The sequence below is a fragment of the Levilactobacillus namurensis genome, assembly GCF_032197885.1.
In the GTDB taxonomy this organism is placed as follows: domain Bacteria; phylum Bacillota; class Bacilli; order Lactobacillales; family Lactobacillaceae; genus Levilactobacillus; species Levilactobacillus namurensis_A.
Genome location: NZ_CP134159.1, coordinates 344543 through 361999 on the forward strand (window position 1 = coordinate 344543; position 17457 = coordinate 361999).

Consider the following 17457-nt stretch of genomic DNA (forward strand, 5'->3'; position numbering starts at 1 on the left):
TCCTATTCGATTCGAATTCGTGGGTCAACGACACTCAAGATGATATCGGAGAGTAGGGTACCCAGTAAGTTTAAAATTCCGTAGATTAAGACCAGCGCGGTAATGACCGTGTAGTCCCGGTAACTGATCGAGTTCACGAACAGAAGTCCCATGCCGGGGTAAGAGAAGACGGTTTCGGTGAAGATGGACCCGTTCAACAACCCGGTGATGGAGTAGCCGGCAAAAGCCGCAATCGGCAACAGGGAGTTCCGGAAGATGTGGTGCCGGTAGATGTCCTTGCTGGGAACCCCTTTAGCCCGCGCCGTCCGTACGTAATCGGAGCGCTTGGCGTCGATGACTTCGGACCGCAGGTATTGGACGATGTTGACGGTTCCGAATAGGGCCCCCAGAATAGCTGGTAGCAGCACGTGGTAGAATCGCGACCCAAGGGTGTGCAACCAGCCCGAGGCTTCTGAGGAAATTGACCCAGTCGTAGGGAACCAGCCCAGTACGTAGCCGAAAATCCAGATACCGATGACCAAAATCACGAAGAACGGGATACAGTAGGTCACGTAGGTGTAGACCCGAATTACGGTGTCGGGGATTTTACCTTCGTGGCGGCCGGCGAAGACCCCCATAGGCAGGGCCAGTGCGTAGGTCAGAATCATGGTGAAGAGTGCTAGCCACAGGGTATTTTGCGCCCGGCCCCCAATTAGACGGGTGACGGGTTCTTGGTATTGGTAGCTGTTACCCAGGTTCCCGTGGAACAGGTGAACAACCCAGTTCCAGTACTGTTGGTACCAGGGGTCATAAAGGCCGTTGATTTTCATTAGGTGTTTGATCTGCGCAGGGTCGGACTTGGGGTTGATTGACCCGGTGAACGGGTCCCCAGGCATCGCCTTAGCCAGTAAGAAGACCAAGATACTTAAGATGATGACTTCGGGAATCATGATCAAAATCCGGCGAAGAATCGTTTTCCACATTAGGCCTGCACCTCACTTTCCTGTTGGGCGAGTTGATGAGCGACGGCTTCGGGCAGAGCGACCTGGTGGGTCGGGCTGACCGCGACTAAGGGATAGGCTTTACCGTCGGGGTCGTAGTACTTACTTTGTTGTTCCCGGTAGACTTCTTCGACCGCCAGACGAGAGGCCCGGTGGGCGGCTCGCTGGTTGACGTTGGTCTCGGGGATGGCCGCTAACAACCGCTTGGTGTAGATGTGGAGCGGGTGGTTGTAGATGTCATCTCGGGTCCCAATCTCGACTAACCGGCCCCGGTTCATGATGGCAATGTTGTTGCACATGTGCCGGACGACCCCTAAGTCGTGGGAAATAAATAAGTAGGAAATGCCGAATTCCCGTTGAATCTTCTTCATGAAGTTCAGGACTTGGGCTTGAACGGACAGGTCCAAGGCGGAGACGGGTTCGTCGGCGATGATCAGCTTGGGGTTGGTGGCCACGGCCCGGGCGACCCCGATCCGTTGCCGTTGGCCTCCGGAAAATTGGTGCGGGTACTTGTATAACGCATCAACGTCCAAACCAACAATGTCCAGGAGTTGTAAGACCCGCAACTTTTCGTCCTCCTTACTCAGGTGTTCGAAGTTCCGGAGGGGTTCGGCGATGATGTCCTCGATTCGTTTCCGTGGATTCAAACTGGAAAGGGAGTCTTGGAAAATCATTTGCACGTCGTGGTTGTAGTCCAACTTCCGCCGATTGGCTTTCTTGGTAATGTCTTGACCGTTGTACAGGATGGAGCCGCCGGTGACCTTTTCCAAGCCCACCACAGATTTCCCGGTGGTCGACTTCCCGGACCCGGATTCACCCACCAGGCCGTAAGTTTCGCCGGCTTCAATGTTGAAGGTGATGCCGTCAACGGCGGGCACTTCGTCGGTGACCCGGTTCCAGAAGCCCGAACGGATGGGGTAGTGGACCTTCAGATCTTTGATTTCAACTAAGCTCATTCAGTCACGCTTCCTTTCTCTGGTTGGTCTGGAAATTGAAAATCACGGTAGCAGGTGCACCGAACTAAGTGGCCCGCTGTGACTTCATGCATGGTCGGGTTGTCCTCGTGGGCACTCGCCGGGACCCAAGGAATCCGGGGTGCGAAGCGATCCCCGGTCTGGGGCATCTTCTGTAAGGATGGGACGTTCCCCTGGATGACGTAGAGGTCGTCGTTTTCGTTATCCCGTTGGGGCATCGACCGCAACAGGGAACGGGTGTAGGGGTGTTCCGGTGTGTTGAAGATTTGCTCGGCGGTCCCTTGTTCGACGATTTGCCCCGCGTACATCACGGCCACCCGGTCGGCGGTCTCAGCGACAACGCCCAGGTCATGAGTGATCAAGATGATGCCGGCGTGGTTTTCCTTTTGAATCTCACGCAAGACATCTAGGATCTGGGCTTGAATCGTCACGTCCAACGCGGTGGTGGGTTCGTCGGCGATAATCAAGTCGGGCTTGCAGGCAATCGCGATGGCAATGATTACCCGTTGACGCATCCCCCCGGAAAGTTCGTGAGGAAATTGATGAGCTGTTCGCTTGGGATTGACGATTCCGACTTGGTCCAGTAATTCAAGGACTCGGTCGTGCTTTTCAGCGCTGGTGAGGTCGGAGTGGTAATCCATGACCTCACTGATCTGGTCTTCGATTCGTTTCAAGGGGTTCAACGCGGACAGGGGGTCTTGGAAGATCATGCCGATCTTGGCGCCCCGGTACTGGTTGTAGTCATCGTCGCTTAGCTGAAGCAGGTCGGTGCCCTCGAAGTCGATGGACCCGGAAATCTTTGTTTCGGCTGGATTATGTAACCCCATAATCGTCGTGGCTAACGTACTCTTCCCACAACCGGATTCCCCCACGATGGCTAAAATTTCGTCGTGGTGAACTTGGAGGTCGATGTGCGAAATGGCGTCGTAGAACTGCCCGTTGATTTTGAAGGCCGTGCTGACGTCTTTGATGTTTAGAAAATCTGTTGCGTTCTCCACGGTAATTCCCCCATTTTCTAATTTATCTCTCATTCGTAAGCAGAACTTATTAACTCGGCGTTTGTCCGTATGCAAAAACGCCTTATATATTAACTGTGATTGATTATAATTAATCAAATCCTCATTTTCAACCCCCAGTATTAGAAAATAACCCGAAAATTATTCATAAATCCTTCATAATTACCGTCAGCCCGGGGTTAGCTGGCTCTCATAAAAACATAGGAAAAAAGTTAAGGGTTGGTTCGTTCCCCGGCCGAAATCTCCTCTGCGCCACTGGTTTCAGCCATTGGCTAACGTCCTATGTTTGTGAAAGCGATTTCTTAACACAATTAATTTTATAAACGACCCTGCATATTTCTTATGCACCCCTTGTATGAACGGGGGAGGGGAGACGTCCGCCTTACCGGCCGGCCGCGGATCCAAACGGTCCCAACATCCGATTGGCAGGGCCGTGACGCCAGTGGGCACGACTTTGAGCTTCGCCAAACCCGCGAATCTCAAAGCTCGGCCTTAGCCTAAGGCCAGAAAACCGCTGGCCTAACGCTAATGTCACCGGCTGGGCCCTATCGGCTGTTGGGGCCTAACGGTGGTAGGAGAGTTGTTCCCAAACGATTAGTCAACTTCACCACCAGTGTGAGCCGAGAGGTCGGTCAGACAGGGCTCAGCCGTGAAATTTTCCTTGGTGAGCGTCTTTCAGCTCGCCTAGGAAAAGGCCCAGCTTCGAGACCGCTCTGTGGCTCGAAGTGGTGCCCACGGCGTTCCAGCCCTGTCTGGCCGACCGGTAAGGCGTATGATTGGCACCAACACCAAAAAGGCGTGGGGTCTGAGACCTCACGCCTGAAAGTGACGTGACTGTTACTGGATATTCTTGCTGGTCAAAGCCAAGTTGCTCCAGAAGTTGTTGTCAGCTGGGCTGACACTGTAGCCCTTGACCCGCTTGTTGACTGGGGTCCAAGCGTAACTGAACTTCTGAGCCACGACGGCGGCTTCTTCGTTCATGTAAGCTTGCCAATCCTTGAAGGTCTTGGTCCGCTTGGCGTCGTTCCAAGCCGTACTGTCATTCATGGCGTTGATCAACTTGGTGTTCTTCTTCGTAACGAAGTGTCCCATGTTGAAGGCAGCCGTTTCACCGTACAGTTGTGATTGTGATGGTTCGGAGGATAAGCTCCAAGCTCCCAACCAGACGTCCATCTTGTTTTGCTTAGGCTTCTGCAGGGTGTCGTAGAAGCTGTTCATTTCCATTGGCTTACCGTTCGTGTATTGCACGTTCAGTCCCAACTTGTGCCATTGTTGCAGGTAATCCTGGTAAGTAGCTTCGTTGGCAGCACTACTGCTCATGACCCCGAAGTTGATCTTCAAGGCCTTGCCATCTGGATCAGAACGCCACTTGCTACCGTTACGCTTCTTGTAGCCCGCGTCGTTCAGTAACTTCTTGGCTTTCTTCATGTTCAACGGGTAACCCTTGGCCGACTTATCGTAGTACTTCTGGAAGACCGGTGGAATCAAGGAATTAGCCCGCCATGATACCCCGTATCCGAACTTCTTCAAGACTTGGTCTTGGTTCAGGGCGTACATCATGGCTTGCCGCAGACTCTTGTTGGCCATCTTGGCGTTTGGATCGGAGACGTTCTTCCCCGTCTTAGAGTCGTAGTACCCCATGTTGAAGGCGAAGTAGTTGTAACTCAGGGCAGATTGACCGACAATCTTGTAGTTCTTGAGGTCCTTTAAGTTCTTGTAGTCGGTCCCACCCAGTGTTCCGGCACCGCTTGGTACCGTAGCGTCATACTTCTTGGACTGGAAGGCTTTGTCGATGTTGTTGCTGGAGACCACGTTGATGGTGATCCGGCCGATTTGGGCCTTCTTGCCGTAGTAGTACTTGTTCGGTACCCAACTGGTAGATTCACCGGTAACCAACTTATCTAGCTTGTAAGGACCAGTAAAGATTGGGTTCTTCCGCACTTGTTCGGAGGATGCTAACTTGGCAATCGGCACGTTCTTGATGTATTCGTAAGGTTCAGCGGTTTCCCAGATAAAGGAGTTCCCGGAGAACTTCATAGATGGTGACATCTTGGTGAAGTGAATAACCGTGGTCCGGCCCTTTTCGCCGTCCGGGAAGGTGATACCAGAGATGGTTTTGGCCTTACCAGCGTGGTAAGCGGCCATCCCTTTGATAGCATTGTAATCAGAGGAGTACTGTTGCGATGTAGTGTTCTTGTTGGCTAAGACTTCGTAGGAGTACTCGACATCCTTAGCGGTAACCTTCATACCGTTGGACCACTTAGCATCTTTGCGTAGGGTGATCGTGGCGGTCTTGTTCTTGCGGCTCAAACGGAGATTGGCTAGCCCACCATCGACGATTTTGTAGTTCTTGTCGGTGTTGAACAGAGCGCCGCTGCCCCCGGGCGAGAAGACGTCACTATCTTCGGCGTTGGAAGCTAGGATGGGGTCGGAGATGCCTTGGAACGGTGAATCGTTAACTTCGGCCAGCTTCAACGTGCCGTTTTTAGTCGCGGACTTGTTGGTCTTGTTGGTGTTTTTATAGCTCGTTGAGAGCTTGACGGAAGCGGTCGTACCGGATTGTTCAGAAGAAGAGGACTTCTTGCTGGAACAAGCGGCCAGACTGACGGTGGCTAGGATGGCCATCGCAGAAAGAACCAATTTCTTTTTTACCATAGGATATTTCCCCCTTATATGACGACAACTGTGATGTACGTTGGGTTCTCCTCAGAAACTCAACAGTGATGGGACGGGTAATGCTTAAGTATAACGGGCGTATTGGCGGGCACCATCTCCTTAACTGGGTGTAGCCATTAGTCCGTGGCTCCTTGACGTTGAGAGGCGTCGGCAGCTCGACGGATAACTTGGCCGATGTAGCTAATTGACAGACACAGAATGATGATTTCCAGCGCGGCCGGCAACCAAGTCCACCAGTATTGCGTGATGTTATTGGGGTCGTTGGCGTTAGCAATCATGGTCCCTAGCGACGGGGTTTGTAGCGGTAGCCCGAAGCCCAGGTAGGACAGCCCGGTTTCAACCCCGATGTTTTCGGCGATGGATAGGGTGGTGTCAACGATGATCAGCGATGAAATGTTCGGCATAATCTCGCGGAAGATAATCTTAAAGTTACCGGTTCCCGAAGTCTTGGAGGCGGCCACGTAGTCTTTCTCGGATTCCGCTAGGGTCCGCGACCGAATCAGTCGCGACGTGCCTTCCCAGTAGAAGATGGAGAAGATCAGCGTCAGGGTCACGGCGTTGTAGTTCTTGATGATGGTGACCAACACGATGATCATCATGGTCATGGGAAGCATCATCATGAAGTCGTAGACCCGTTGCATCCCCCAGTCGATGTAGCCGTTGAAGTAGCCGGAGATTAAACCCCAGCAGATCCCAAACGTTGACGAGATCAGAGTCAGCCCAAGGGCGATACCGATAGAGTTACGTGAACCAACGATTAGTTGTTGGGCCACCGACCGACCAGCGGAGTCGGCCCCCAGGAATAGGCCGTTTTGACCAGGTTGGCTAAAGTAGTTCATGATGTTGGTCTCCATCATCTTGGGCGTGTTGATGAACAACGAGCCAATCATGACGAAGAGGATGAAGCCGACCACGATGACGAGGGCCACCATGGCGGGTTTGTCGGCCTTGAATTCGTCCCAGATGATGCGGGCCGAAGACGGGGTGGCCTCCGCTTTAGCTTCTTGTGACAACCGCGTGAGGTCGGCTGCCGAAATGTCTGAATGTTCATTAAAGTTTGCTGCCATTGTTTGTCGACCTCCTATTCGATTCGAATTCGTGGGTCAACGACACTCAAGATGATATCGGAGAGTAGGGTACCCAGTAAGTTTAAAATTCCGTAGATTAAGACCAGCGCGGTAATGACCGTGTAGTCCCGGTAACTGATCGAGTTCACGAACAGAAGTCCCATGCCGGGGTAAGAGAAGACGGTTTCGGTGAAGATGGACCCGTTCAACAACCCGGTGATGGAGTAGCCGGCAAAAGCCGCAATCGGCAACAGGGAGTTCCGGAAGATGTGGTGCCGGTAGATGTCCTTGCTGGGAACCCCTTTAGCCCGCGCCGTCCGTACGTAATCGGAGCGCTTGGCGTCGATGACTTCGGACCGCAGGTATTGGACGATGTTGACGGTTCCGAATAGGGCCCCCAGAATAGCTGGTAGCAGCACGTGGTAGAATCGCGACCCAAGGGTGTGCAACCAGCCCGAGGCTTCTGAGGAAATTGACCCAGTCGTAGGGAACCAGCCCAGTACGTAGCCGAAAATCCAGATACCGATGACCAAAATCACGAAGAACGGGATACAGTAGGTCACGTAGGTGTAGACCCGAATTACGGTGTCGGGGATTTTACCTTCGTGGCGGCCGGCGAAGACCCCCATAGGCAGGGCCAGTGCGTAGGTCAGAATCATGGTGAAGAGTGCTAGCCACAGGGTATTTTGCGCCCGGCCCCCAATTAGACGGGTGACGGGTTCTTGGTATTGGTAGCTGTTACCCAGGTTCCCGTGGAACAGGTGAACAACCCAGTTCCAGTACTGTTGGTACCAGGGGTCATAAAGGCCGTTGATTTTCATTAGGTGTTTGATCTGCGCAGGGTCGGACTTGGGGTTGATTGACCCGGTGAACGGGTCCCCAGGCATCGCCTTAGCCAGTAAGAAGACCAAGATACTTAAGATGATGACTTCGGGAATCATGATCAAAATCCGGCGAAGAATCGTTTTCCACATTAGGCCTGCACCTCACTTTCCTGTTGGGCGAGTTGATGAGCGACGGCTTCGGGCAGAGCGACCTGGTGGGTCGGGCTGACCGCGACTAAGGGATAGGCTTTACCGTCGGGGTCGTAGTACTTACTTTGTTGTTCCCGGTAGACTTCTTCGACCGCCAGACGAGAGGCCCGGTGGGCGGCTCGCTGGTTGACGTTGGTCTCGGGGATGGCCGCTAACAACCGCTTGGTGTAGATGTGGAGCGGGTGGTTGTAGATGTCATCTCGGGTCCCAATCTCGACTAACCGGCCCCGGTTCATGATGGCAATGTTGTTGCACATGTGCCGGACGACCCCTAAGTCGTGGGAAATAAATAAGTAGGAAATGCCGAATTCCCGTTGAATCTTCTTCATGAAGTTCAGGACTTGGGCTTGAACGGACAGGTCCAAGGCGGAGACGGGTTCGTCGGCGATGATCAGCTTGGGGTTGGTGGCCACGGCCCGGGCGACCCCGATCCGTTGCCGTTGGCCTCCGGAAAATTGGTGCGGGTACTTGTATAACGCATCAACGTCCAAACCAACAATGTCCAGGAGTTGTAAGACCCGCAACTTTTCGTCCTCCTTACTCAGGTGTTCGAAGTTCCGGAGGGGTTCGGCGATGATGTCCTCGATTCGTTTCCGTGGATTCAAACTGGAAAGGGAGTCTTGGAAAATCATTTGCACGTCGTGGTTGTAGTCCAACTTCCGCCGATTGGCTTTCTTGGTAATGTCTTGACCGTTGTACAGGATGGAGCCGCCGGTGACCTTTTCCAAGCCCACCACAGATTTCCCGGTGGTCGACTTCCCGGACCCGGATTCACCCACCAGGCCGTAAGTTTCGCCGGCTTCAATGTTGAAGGTGATGCCGTCAACGGCGGGCACTTCGTCGGTGACCCGGTTCCAGAAGCCCGAACGGATGGGGTAGTGGACCTTCAGATCTTTGATTTCAACTAAGCTCATTCAGTCACGCTTCCTTTCTCTGGTTGGTCTGGAAATTGAAAATCACGGTAGCAGGTGCACCGAACTAAGTGGCCCGCTGTGACTTCATGCATGGTCGGGTTGTCCTCGTGGGCACTCGCCGGGACCCAAGGAATCCGGGGTGCGAAGCGATCCCCGGTCTGGGGCATCTTCTGTAAGGATGGGACGTTCCCCTGGATGACGTAGAGGTCGTCGTTTTCGTTATCCCGTTGGGGCATCGACCGCAACAGGGAACGGGTGTAGGGGTGTTCCGGTGTGTTGAAGATTTGCTCGGCGGTCCCTTGTTCGACGATTTGCCCCGCGTACATCACGGCCACCCGGTCGGCGGTCTCAGCGACAACGCCCAGGTCATGAGTGATCAAGATGATGCCGGCGTGGTTTTCCTTTTGAATCTCACGCAAGACATCTAGGATCTGGGCTTGAATCGTCACGTCCAACGCGGTGGTGGGTTCGTCGGCGATAATCAAGTCGGGCTTGCAGGCAATCGCGATGGCAATGATTACCCGTTGACGCATCCCCCCGGAAAGTTCGTGAGGAAATTGATGAGCTGTTCGCTTGGGATTGACGATTCCGACTTGGTCCAGTAATTCAAGGACTCGGTCGTGCTTTTCAGCGCTGGTGAGGTCGGAGTGGTAATCCATGACCTCACTGATCTGGTCTTCGATTCGTTTCAAGGGGTTCAACGCGGACAGGGGGTCTTGGAAGATCATGCCGATCTTGGCGCCCCGGTACTGGTTGTAGTCATCGTCGCTTAGCTGAAGCAGGTCGGTGCCCTCGAAGTCGATGGACCCGGAAATCTTTGTTTCGGCTGGATTATGTAACCCCATAATCGTCGTGGCTAACGTACTCTTCCCACAACCGGATTCCCCCACGATGGCTAAAATTTCGTCGTGGTGAACTTGGAGGTCGATGTGCGAAATGGCGTCGTAGAACTGCCCGTTGATTTTGAAGGCCGTGCTGACGTCTTTGATGTTTAGAAAATCTGTTGCGTTCTCCACGGTAATTCCCCCATTTTCTAATTTATCTCTCATTCGTAAGCAGAACTTATTAACTCGGCGTTTGTCCGTATGCAAAAACGCCTTATATATTAACTGTGATTGATTATAATTAATCAAATCCTCATTTTCAACCCCCAGTATTAGAAAATAACCCGAAAATTATTCATAAATCCTTCATAATTACCGTCAGCCCGGGGTTAGCTGGCTCTCATAAAAACATAGGAAAAAAGTTAAGGGTTGGTTCGTTCCCCGGCCGAAATCTCCTCTGCGCCACTGGTTTCAGCCATTGGCTAACGTCCTATGTTTGTGAAAGCGATTTCTTAACACAATTAATTTTATAAACGACCCTGCATATTTCTTATGCACCCCTTGTATGAACGGGGGAGGGGAGACGTCCGCCTTACCGGCCGGCCGCGGATCCAAACGGTCCCAACATCCGATTGGCAGGGCCGTGACGCCAGTGGGCACGACTTTGAGCTTCGCCAAACCCGCGAATCTCAAAGCTCGGCCTTAGCCTAAGGCCAGAAAACCGCTGGCCTAACGCTAATGTCACCGGCTGGGCCCTATCGGCTGTTGGGGCCTAACGGTGGTAGGAGAGTTGTTCCCAAACGATTAGTCAACTTCACCACCAGTGTGAGCCGAGAGGTCGGTCAGACAGGGCTCAGCCGTGAAATTTTCCTTGGTGAGCGTCTTTCAGCTCGCCTAGGAAAAGGCCCAGCTTCGAGACCGCTCTGTGGCTCGAAGTGGTGCCCACGGCGTTCCAGCCCTGTCTGGCCGACCGGTAAGGCGTATGATTGGCACCAACACCAAAAAGGCGTGGGGTCTGAGACCTCACGCCTAAAGTGACGTGACTGTTACTGGATATTCTTGCTGGTCAAAGCCAAGTTGCTCCAGAAGTTGTTGTCAGCTGGGCTGACACTGTAGCCCTTGACCCGTTGGTTAACTGGAGACCAAGCGTATCCGAAGGACTCTGGCCCAACGGCAGCTTGTTGGTTCATGTAAGTCTGCCACTGCTTGAAGACCTTAGTCCGGTAACTGTTGTTCCAAGCCTTGTTACCGTTCATTTCGTTCAACAGCTTGGTGTTTTCAGCAGAGACGAAGTGGCCCATGTTGAAGGTTGCGTCTTGGCCGTAGATTTGCGTTGGGGTTGGTTCGGATGAAACGCTCCAAGCACCAGACCAAACGTCGATCTTGTTTTGAGAAGGCGCCTGCAATGCCGCGTAGAAGCTGTTCATTTCCATCGGCTTACCACCGGCGAATTGAACGTCCAGGCCAATCTTGTGCCATTGTTGCAGGAAGTCTTGGTACTCAGCCATCTGAACGGAGGTCCCCGTCATGGCACCGAAGTTGATCTTCAACGGCTTACCATTTGGCAAAGTCCGGTATTGCCCCTTCTTCTTGAAGCCCGCTTGGTCAAGCAGTTGGTTGGCTTTCTTGATGTTCAGTGGGTAACCCTTTTCTTGGGCGTTGTAGTAGTTGGTGAAGACAGGTGGCAGTAAGGTGTTGGCCCGCCAGCTCATGCCGTACCCGAACTTCTTGGTGACTTGGTCCAGGTTCAGTGCGTAGAGCATGGCCTTCCGCAAGTTCTTGTTGGCCATCTTAGCCTTAGGATCCATGACGTTTTCGCCAGTCTTGGTGTCAAAGTGCCCCAAGTTGAAGCCGAAGTAGTCGTAGCTTAAGGCTGGACTGCCGACGATGTGGTAGTTCTTCAAGCTCTTCAGTTGCTTGTAGTCGGTCCCTTGCAGACCACCGGAGACGTAATCGTACTTCTTGGATTGGATGGCCTTATCGATGTTGTTCGGGGAGACCACGTTGATGCTGATGTGCTTGATCTGTGGTTGCTTGCCGTAGAAGTCGGGGTTCGGAACCCAAGTCGTGGATTCCCCTTCGACGACCTTGTTCAACTTGTAAGGCCCGGTGAAGATGGGATCCTTGCGAATCTGCTTGGAAGCCGCCAACTTAGCAATTGGCACGTTCTTGATGTACTCGTAAGGTTCGACGTACCCCCACATGAAGGAGTTCCCGTTGAACTTCATACTTGGCGTCAAGTGGTTAAAGTGGATCACGACCACGTTGCCGGATTGGCCCTTAGGGTAGGTGAAGCCGGAAATGGTCTTGGCCTTGCCCGCGTGGTAAGCGGCCATCCCCTTGATGTCGTTAAAGTCGGCTGAGAATTGTTGCGACGTGGTGGCCTTGTTGCCAATGACTTCGTAAGGGTACTCGACGTCTCGGGCGGTGACCTTCATCCCGTTCGACCACTTAGCATTGGGCCGAACCGTGACGGTCGCGGTGTTGTTCTTCCGGTTCAAAGACAAGTTTGCCAACCCACCGTTGATGATCTTGTAGTTCTTGTCCTGATTGAACAGGGCGCCTTCACCACCGGGTGCAAAGACATCTGAGTCTTCAGCGTTAGAAGCCAGTGCTGGGTCCGTGATGCCTTGGAAGGGTGATGAGTTGGCTTCGGCGATTTTCAACGTTCCGTTATTGGCGGCCGCGTTGGCTTTGGCCGGGTTATTGTAATTATCTAACAGCTTAACGGACGCCCCCGCTTCAGCTGAGCTGGACGAGGCACTGCTCTTCTTGTTGCCGCAAGCAGCCAGGCTTAAGGTCGCGAGGACTGCCATTGCGGACAAAACCAGTTTGTTTTTTACCATAGGATGTTCCCCCTTGTAGATTCCTCATACAAAGGCCGGTCGGGATCTCTCCTCAAAAATCGGGACTGGTCGTGGTACACGATAGGCTGTGCGGACACCATCTCCTTAATGGGTGGTCGTGATTAATCTGCGGCGCCTTGCCGTTGTGAGGCATCGGCGGCCCGACGGATGACTTGACCAATGTAACTAATGGATAGACATAAAATGATAATCTCGAGGGCGGCGGGCAACCAAGTCCACCAGTACTGGGTGATGTTGTTGGGATCGTTGGCGTTAGCAATCATGGTCCCTAACGACGGTGTTTGTGGTGGCAACCCGAAGCCCAGGTAGGACAGCCCGGTTTCGACCCCAATGTTTTCGGCGAAGGACAACGTGGTGTCGACGATAATCAAGGACGAAATGTTGGGCATAATCTCGCGAAAGATGATCTTGAGGTTGCTGGTCCCGGAGGTCTTCGACGCGGCCACGTAGTCCTTCTGGGATTCGGCGAGGGTCCGCGACCGAATCAGCCGCGACGTGCCTTCCCAGTAAAAGATGGAAAAGATTAGCGTTAACGTGATGGCGTTGTAGTGGGGGATGATGGTGACCAACACGATGATCATCATGGTCATCGGGAGCATCATCATGAAGTCGTAGACCCGTTGCATGCCCCAGTCGATATAGCCGCTGTAGTACCCGGAAATCAGCCCCCAGCAGATTCCAAAGGTTGAGGAAATCGCGGTCAGCCCTAAGGCGATTCCGATGGAGTTCCGCGACCCGACAATCAGTTGTTGGGCGACGGAACGGCCCCCGGAATCGGCTCCCAGTAACAAGCCGTCAGTGCCGGGTTTATCAAAGTAATTCATAATATCGGTCTGCATCATCTGGGGCGTGTTGATGAACAATGAGGCGATCATCACGAAGAAGATGAAACCAACGATGATTACCAATGCGACCATCGCGGGCTTATCCGCTTTGAATTCGTCCCAGATAATCCGGGCCGTGGACGGCGTCGCTTCCGATTTAGCTTCTTGTGACAGCCGGGCTAAGTCGGCAGCGGAGACGTCCGAGTGTTGGTTGAAATTTTCTGCCATGGTCACGACCTCCTATTCGATTCGAATCCGTGGGTCGACCAGCGTCAAGATGATGTCGGAGAGTAACGTCCCCAACAGGTTCAAGATGCCGTAGATCAAGACCAGCGCGGTGATGACCGTGTAATCCCGGTAGCTGATCGAGTTCACGAACAGGAGTCCCATGCCGGGGTAGGAGAAGACGGTTTCGGTAAAGATGGAGCCGTTCAGTAACCCGGTGATGGAATACCCGGCGAACGCCGCGATGGGCAACAGGGAGTTCCGGAAGATGTGGTGTCGGTAAATGTCCTTGCGGGGCACCCCTTTAGCCCGCGCCGTCCGCACGTAATCGGAGCGCTTGGCGTCGATGACTTCGGACCGTAGATATTGGACGATATTGACGGTCCCAAACAACGCCCCCAGAATTGCGGGCAACAGGATGTGGTAGAACCGCGAACCAATGGTCTGTAGCCAGGTCGTCGCGTTGGTCGAGATGGACCCCGTAGTGGGGAACCAGCCGAAGACGTAACCGAAGATCCAGATGCCTAAGACCAGGATGACGAAGAAGGGGATGCAGTAGGCGACGTAGGTGTAGACCCGGATCACCGTATCGGGCAACTTGCCTTCATGCCGGCCAGCGAAGACCCCCATGGGCAACGCCAACGCGTAGGTCAGAATCATGGAAAAACCCGTCAACCACAAGGTGTTGGTGGCCCGGCCCGCAATCAGCCGGGTAACGGGTTCCTGGTACTGGTAGCTTTGGCCCAAGTTTCCGTGGAACAGGTGGACCACCCAGTGCCAGTACTGTTGGTACCAGGGGTCGTAGAGGCCGTTGAGCTTCATCAGGTGGTGAAGCTGGGCGGGGTCCGCCTTGGGGTTGATCGACCCGGTAAAGGGATCTCCCGGCATGGCCTTGGCCAGTAAGAACACCAGAATACTTAAAATAATGACTTCGGGAACCATGATGAGAATCCGCCGTAAAATGGTTTTCCACATTAGGCCTGCGCCTCCCTTTGCGTTTCTTCTTGGGCCAACTGGTGGGCTAAGGCTGCGGGTAACGCCACCGAATGGGTGGGTGAGACGGCGACCAGTGGATAGGCCTTGCCGTCATCGTCGTAGTACTTGGCTCGCTGTTCTTGGTAGATGCGTTCGACGGCTAGCCGGGATGCGCGGTGCGCCGCGCGTTGGGCTACGTTAATCTTGGGAATCGCGGCCAACAGTCGCTTGGTGTAGATGTGTAACGGGTGGTTATAGATGTCATCGCGGGTGCCAATCTCGACCAACCGGCCCCGGTTCATGATGGCGATGTTCTGGCACATGTGCCGGACCACGCCGAGGTCGTGTGAGATGAACAGGTAGGAGATCCCGAATTCACGTTGGATCTTCTTCATGAAGTTCAAAACCTGGGCTTGCACGGACAGGTCCAGGGCGGACACGGGTTCGTCGGCGACAATCAACTTAGGGTTGGTGGCGACGGCTCGGGCGACCCCGATTCGTTGTCGTTGGCCCCCGGAGAATTGATGGGGGTACTTGTACAACGCATCGGCGTCCAGCCCTACGATGTCTAGGAGCTGTAAGACCCGTAACTTTTCGTCTTCTTTACTCAGGTGCTCGAAGTTACGGAGGGGTTCGGCGATGATGTCTTCGATCCGTTTCCGCGGATTCAGGCTGGACAGCGAATCTTGGAAGATCATCTGCACGTCGCGGTTATAGTTCAACCGCCGGCGGTTGGCTTTTTGGGTAATGTCTTGTCCCTGATAGAGGATCGACCCGCTGGTGACCTTCTCCAGCCCCACTACGGACTTGCCCGTGGTGGTCTTGCCGGAACCGGATTCGCCGACCAGTCCGTAAGTCTCTCCGGCTTCAATAGCGAAGCTGATGCCGTCAACGGCGGGGACTTCGTCGGTCACCCGGTTCCAGAAGCCCGAACGGATGGGGTAGTGGACTTTTAGGTTTTGGATAGTGATCAGACTCATGACGCACGACCTTCCTTCAAGGCTTGGTCTGGAAAAGCGAAGTTACGGTAGCAGGTACACCGGACTAGGTGACCCGGAGCAACTTGGTGCATGGTTGGATTGGCTTCGTGGGCGCTAGCGGGCACCCAGGGAATCCGCGGGGCGAACCGGTCGCCGGTCTGGGGCATCTTCTGTAGAGAGGGAACGTTGCCCCGGATGACGTAGAGGTCGTCGTTTTCATTGCCCCGTTGCGGCATTGACCGCAACAATGACCGGGTGTAGGGGTGTTCGGGCGTGTCGAAGATCTGCTGGGCACTGCCCTCTTCGACAATCTGACCCGCGTACATCACGGCCACCCGGTCGGCGGTCTCGGCGACGACCCCCAAGTCGTGAGTGATCAGGATGATGCCGGCGTGGTTTTCCTGTTGGATGGCCCGTAAGACGTCCAGAATCTGGGCTTGAATCGTCACGTCCAGCGCCGTGGTCGGCTCGTCGGCGATGATCAGGTCGGGCTTGCAGGCAATCGCGATGGCGATGATCACCCGTTGACGCATCCCCCCGGAAAGCTCGTGGGGGAATTGCCGCGCGGTACGCTTGGGGTCTACGATTCCGACTTGGTCCAGGAGGTCTAAGACCCGTTGGTGCTTCTGGTCACTGGTCAGTGTCGTGTGGTAGGTCATGACTTCGCTGATCTGGTCTTCGATTCGCTTGAGCGGATTCAACGCGGATAGCGGGTCTTGGAAGATCATGCCAATCTTGGCGCCCCGGTACTGGTTGTACTGGTCGTCGTTCAGTGCCAGGAGGTTGGTGCCTTCGAAGTCGATTTCCCCAGTAATCTTGGTTTCACTGGGGTCTTGCAACCCCATGATCGTGGTGGCTAGCGTGGTCTTGCCACAGCCGGACTCGCCGACGATGGCGAGAATCTCGTCGTGGTGGACTTGGAGGTTCACGTGGGTGATGGCGTCGTAGTAGTGACCGTTGATCTTAAAAGCGGTGCTGACGTCCTTGATATTTAGAAAATCTGCAGTGGGTTCCACAAAAACCCCTCCTCTTTTCTCATTTATTTCTCATTTTAAGTAACGGCTAACTGAATAAATTGTGGCCGTATACAAATCCAGCCTCGATAATCATTCACTGGTATCATGATTCATACAGACACCATATCTCAGATTGATCTGCTGAAAAGTCACTAAGAATTTTTAGAAATCCTTGGCTCTTTTTGATTAAACCAATCATGACAGGTTCTTGAAAAATGAGATAAAATTTGGACCACTTTTCCAATAGTTCGCAAATTTTCTTGTCAAACGGTGCATAATCCCCGTTTTTGGTATGCAGGGTGGTGTAAGAATATGCAGGGAGATAAAATGAGAAAATGATGAGTGAAGCGCTAGGCGGACGTAGCAGAGTGGCCCTTGGCTTGGATCAGGCAGCGAGTGGTTTTGGTGAACTGGATTGGAAACTTGCAGGGTGCGCCGTTCGAAACGGGACGCCCCTACGCCCGGAATAACGGTGCGTGGGGGGATTGATTCCGGAGGGGGGATTTCCAACAGGCCCTGTCAGGTGTGGTATGATAGCTATAAATGACAGAATTTTTGAAAGCGATGGGCTAAAAAGATGAGACTAGACTTTTCTGTCGCCGTTCACAGCTTGCTCTATCTGGACGAGAATCGTCCCCGGAAGATTGCCAGCCGTGAGTTAGCGACTTCTTTACAATTGAATGCGGTCATGATCCGCAACATCTTATCCGTTTTGCATAAGCAGGGGTACATTGAAGGCTCGGTAGGCAAGAACGGGGGATATCAGTTGATTCGGGACCTGGCGGATATCAACGTGGGGGAACTCTACGACCTGACGATTCCACCAACCATTAGTTACGCCCGGTTCATCACTGGGGACTCGAAGGGCGCCAAGGTCAGTGACAGTACGGATATCTCGGCGAACATCTCCCAGACGTTGACCGATCTATTCACCCTGGCTGATGACGATTATCGGCGGTTCTACCATCAATTCACGATGACGGCCTTAAAGCGCGATCTGCATAGTCACGGCTACTTTCGGCAACTGATTCACCGGCAGCAGGAAAACGGGACGTCGGAAAACTAAATCGTTATTTAGTGGGGGC

At 53.5% G+C, this 17457-nt stretch carries 14 protein-coding genes; 1 reads left to right on the plus strand and 13 read right to left on the minus strand.

The annotated features are described in order from the left end of the window. Window positions 1-2: 2 nt before the first annotated feature. The 13 genes from RIN67_RS01385 to RIN67_RS01445 all read right to left on the minus strand — a co-directional run bounded on the left by RIN67_RS01385 (window position 3) and on the right by RIN67_RS01445 (window position 16372). On the minus strand, window positions 3-962 hold the full coding sequence (locus RIN67_RS01385) for an ABC transporter permease (protein WP_264999728.1): 960 nt from the start codon (window positions 960-962) through the stop codon (window positions 3-5). Further along, a complete protein-coding gene (locus RIN67_RS01390; RefSeq protein ID WP_264999727.1) occupies window positions 962-1936 on the minus strand; it encodes an ATP-binding cassette domain-containing protein in 975 nt (324 codons plus the stop codon). Before RIN67_RS01390 ends, RIN67_RS01385 begins: the two co-directional genes overlap by 1 nt. Next, complete coding sequence (locus tag RIN67_RS01395) at window positions 1933-2985, minus strand: ABC transporter ATP-binding protein (RefSeq protein WP_264999726.1); 1053 nt, start codon at window positions 2983-2985, stop codon at window positions 1933-1935. The genes RIN67_RS01390 and RIN67_RS01395 overlap by 4 nt, the downstream gene beginning before the upstream one ends. Before the next feature lie 822 nt (window positions 2986-3807). Next, window positions 3808-5625, minus strand: coding sequence for an oligopeptide ABC transporter substrate-binding protein (locus RIN67_RS01400; protein ID WP_313872936.1), 1818 nt, complete (start codon window positions 5623-5625; stop codon window positions 3808-3810). A gap of 137 nt (window positions 5626-5762) precedes the next feature. Then, window positions 5763-6713 (minus strand): ABC transporter permease, encoded by a 951-nt coding sequence (locus tag RIN67_RS01405; protein ID WP_264999729.1) that lies wholly within the window; start codon window positions 6711-6713, stop codon window positions 5763-5765. A gap of 14 nt (window positions 6714-6727) precedes the next feature. After that, window positions 6728-7687, minus strand: coding sequence for an ABC transporter permease (locus tag RIN67_RS01410; RefSeq protein WP_264999728.1), 960 nt, complete (start codon window positions 7685-7687; stop codon window positions 6728-6730). Beyond that, window positions 7687-8661: an ATP-binding cassette domain-containing protein gene (locus tag RIN67_RS01415; protein ID WP_264999727.1), complete on the minus strand. Its 975-nt coding sequence runs from the start codon at window positions 8659-8661 to the stop codon at window positions 7687-7689. Before RIN67_RS01415 ends, RIN67_RS01410 begins: the two co-directional genes overlap by 1 nt. Beyond that, a complete protein-coding gene (locus tag RIN67_RS01420) occupies window positions 8658-9710 on the minus strand; it encodes an ABC transporter ATP-binding protein (protein ID WP_264999726.1) in 1053 nt (350 codons plus the stop codon). The genes RIN67_RS01415 and RIN67_RS01420 overlap by 4 nt, the downstream gene beginning before the upstream one ends. Before the next feature lie 821 nt (window positions 9711-10531). Continuing rightward, window positions 10532-12331, minus strand: a complete 1800-nt coding sequence (locus RIN67_RS01425; protein ID WP_264999725.1) for an oligopeptide ABC transporter substrate-binding protein — start codon at window positions 12329-12331, stop codon at window positions 10532-10534. A gap of 122 nt (window positions 12332-12453) precedes the next feature. Continuing rightward, window positions 12454-13404 (minus strand): ABC transporter permease, encoded by a 951-nt coding sequence (locus tag RIN67_RS01430; RefSeq protein WP_264999724.1) that lies wholly within the window; start codon window positions 13402-13404, stop codon window positions 12454-12456. Window positions 13405-13416: 12 nt separating this feature from the next. Continuing rightward, complete coding sequence (locus RIN67_RS01435) at window positions 13417-14376, minus strand: ABC transporter permease (RefSeq protein WP_264999723.1); 960 nt, start codon at window positions 14374-14376, stop codon at window positions 13417-13419. Further along, window positions 14376-15356, minus strand: a complete 981-nt coding sequence (locus RIN67_RS01440) for an ATP-binding cassette domain-containing protein (RefSeq protein WP_264999722.1) — start codon at window positions 15354-15356, stop codon at window positions 14376-14378. The genes RIN67_RS01435 and RIN67_RS01440 overlap by 1 nt, the downstream gene beginning before the upstream one ends. After that, a complete protein-coding gene (locus RIN67_RS01445) occupies window positions 15353-16372 on the minus strand; it encodes an ABC transporter ATP-binding protein (RefSeq protein WP_264999721.1) in 1020 nt (339 codons plus the stop codon). The genes RIN67_RS01440 and RIN67_RS01445 overlap by 4 nt, the downstream gene beginning before the upstream one ends. A gap of 577 nt (window positions 16373-16949) precedes the next feature. Here RIN67_RS01445 and RIN67_RS01450 point away from each other — a divergent pair. Further along, a complete protein-coding gene (locus RIN67_RS01450; protein ID WP_264999720.1) occupies window positions 16950-17438 on the plus strand; it encodes an Rrf2 family transcriptional regulator in 489 nt (162 codons plus the stop codon). Window positions 17439-17457: the final 19 nt, after the last annotated feature.

Bases quoted from the DNA above. Each gene is read 5' to 3' on its own strand.
- RIN67_RS01450 (WP_264999720.1), top strand. From the start codon at position 16,950: ATGAGACTAGACTTTTCTGTCGCCGTTCACAGCTTGCTCTATCTGGAC.
- RIN67_RS01410 (WP_264999728.1), bottom strand. From the start codon at position 7,687: ATGTGGAAAACGATTCTTCGCCGGATTTTGATCATGATTCCCGAAGTC.
- RIN67_RS01390 (WP_264999727.1), bottom strand. From the start codon at position 1,936: ATGAGCTTAGTTGAAATCAAAGATCTGAAGGTCCACTACCCCATCCGT.
- RIN67_RS01425 (WP_264999725.1), bottom strand. From the start codon at position 12,331: ATGGTAAAAAACAAACTGGTTTTGTCCGCAATGGCAGTCCTCGCGACC.
- RIN67_RS01395 (WP_264999726.1), bottom strand. From the start codon at position 2,985: ATGAGAGATAAATTAGAAAATGGGGGAATTACCGTGGAGAACGCAACA.
- RIN67_RS01435 (WP_264999723.1), bottom strand. From the start codon at position 14,376: ATGTGGAAAACCATTTTACGGCGGATTCTCATCATGGTTCCCGAAGTC.
- RIN67_RS01400 (WP_313872936.1), bottom strand. From the start codon at position 5,625: ATGGTAAAAAAGAAATTGGTTCTTTCTGCGATGGCCATCCTAGCCACC.
- RIN67_RS01415 (WP_264999727.1), bottom strand. From the start codon at position 8,661: ATGAGCTTAGTTGAAATCAAAGATCTGAAGGTCCACTACCCCATCCGT.
- RIN67_RS01440 (WP_264999722.1), bottom strand. From the start codon at position 15,356: ATGAGTCTGATCACTATCCAAAACCTAAAAGTCCACTACCCCATCCGT.
- RIN67_RS01430 (WP_264999724.1), bottom strand. From the start codon at position 13,404: ATGGCAGAAAATTTCAACCAACACTCGGACGTCTCCGCTGCCGACTTA.
- RIN67_RS01385 (WP_264999728.1), bottom strand. From the start codon at position 962: ATGTGGAAAACGATTCTTCGCCGGATTTTGATCATGATTCCCGAAGTC.
- RIN67_RS01405 (WP_264999729.1), bottom strand. From the start codon at position 6,713: ATGGCAGCAAACTTTAATGAACATTCAGACATTTCGGCAGCCGACCTC.
- RIN67_RS01420 (WP_264999726.1), bottom strand. From the start codon at position 9,710: ATGAGAGATAAATTAGAAAATGGGGGAATTACCGTGGAGAACGCAACA.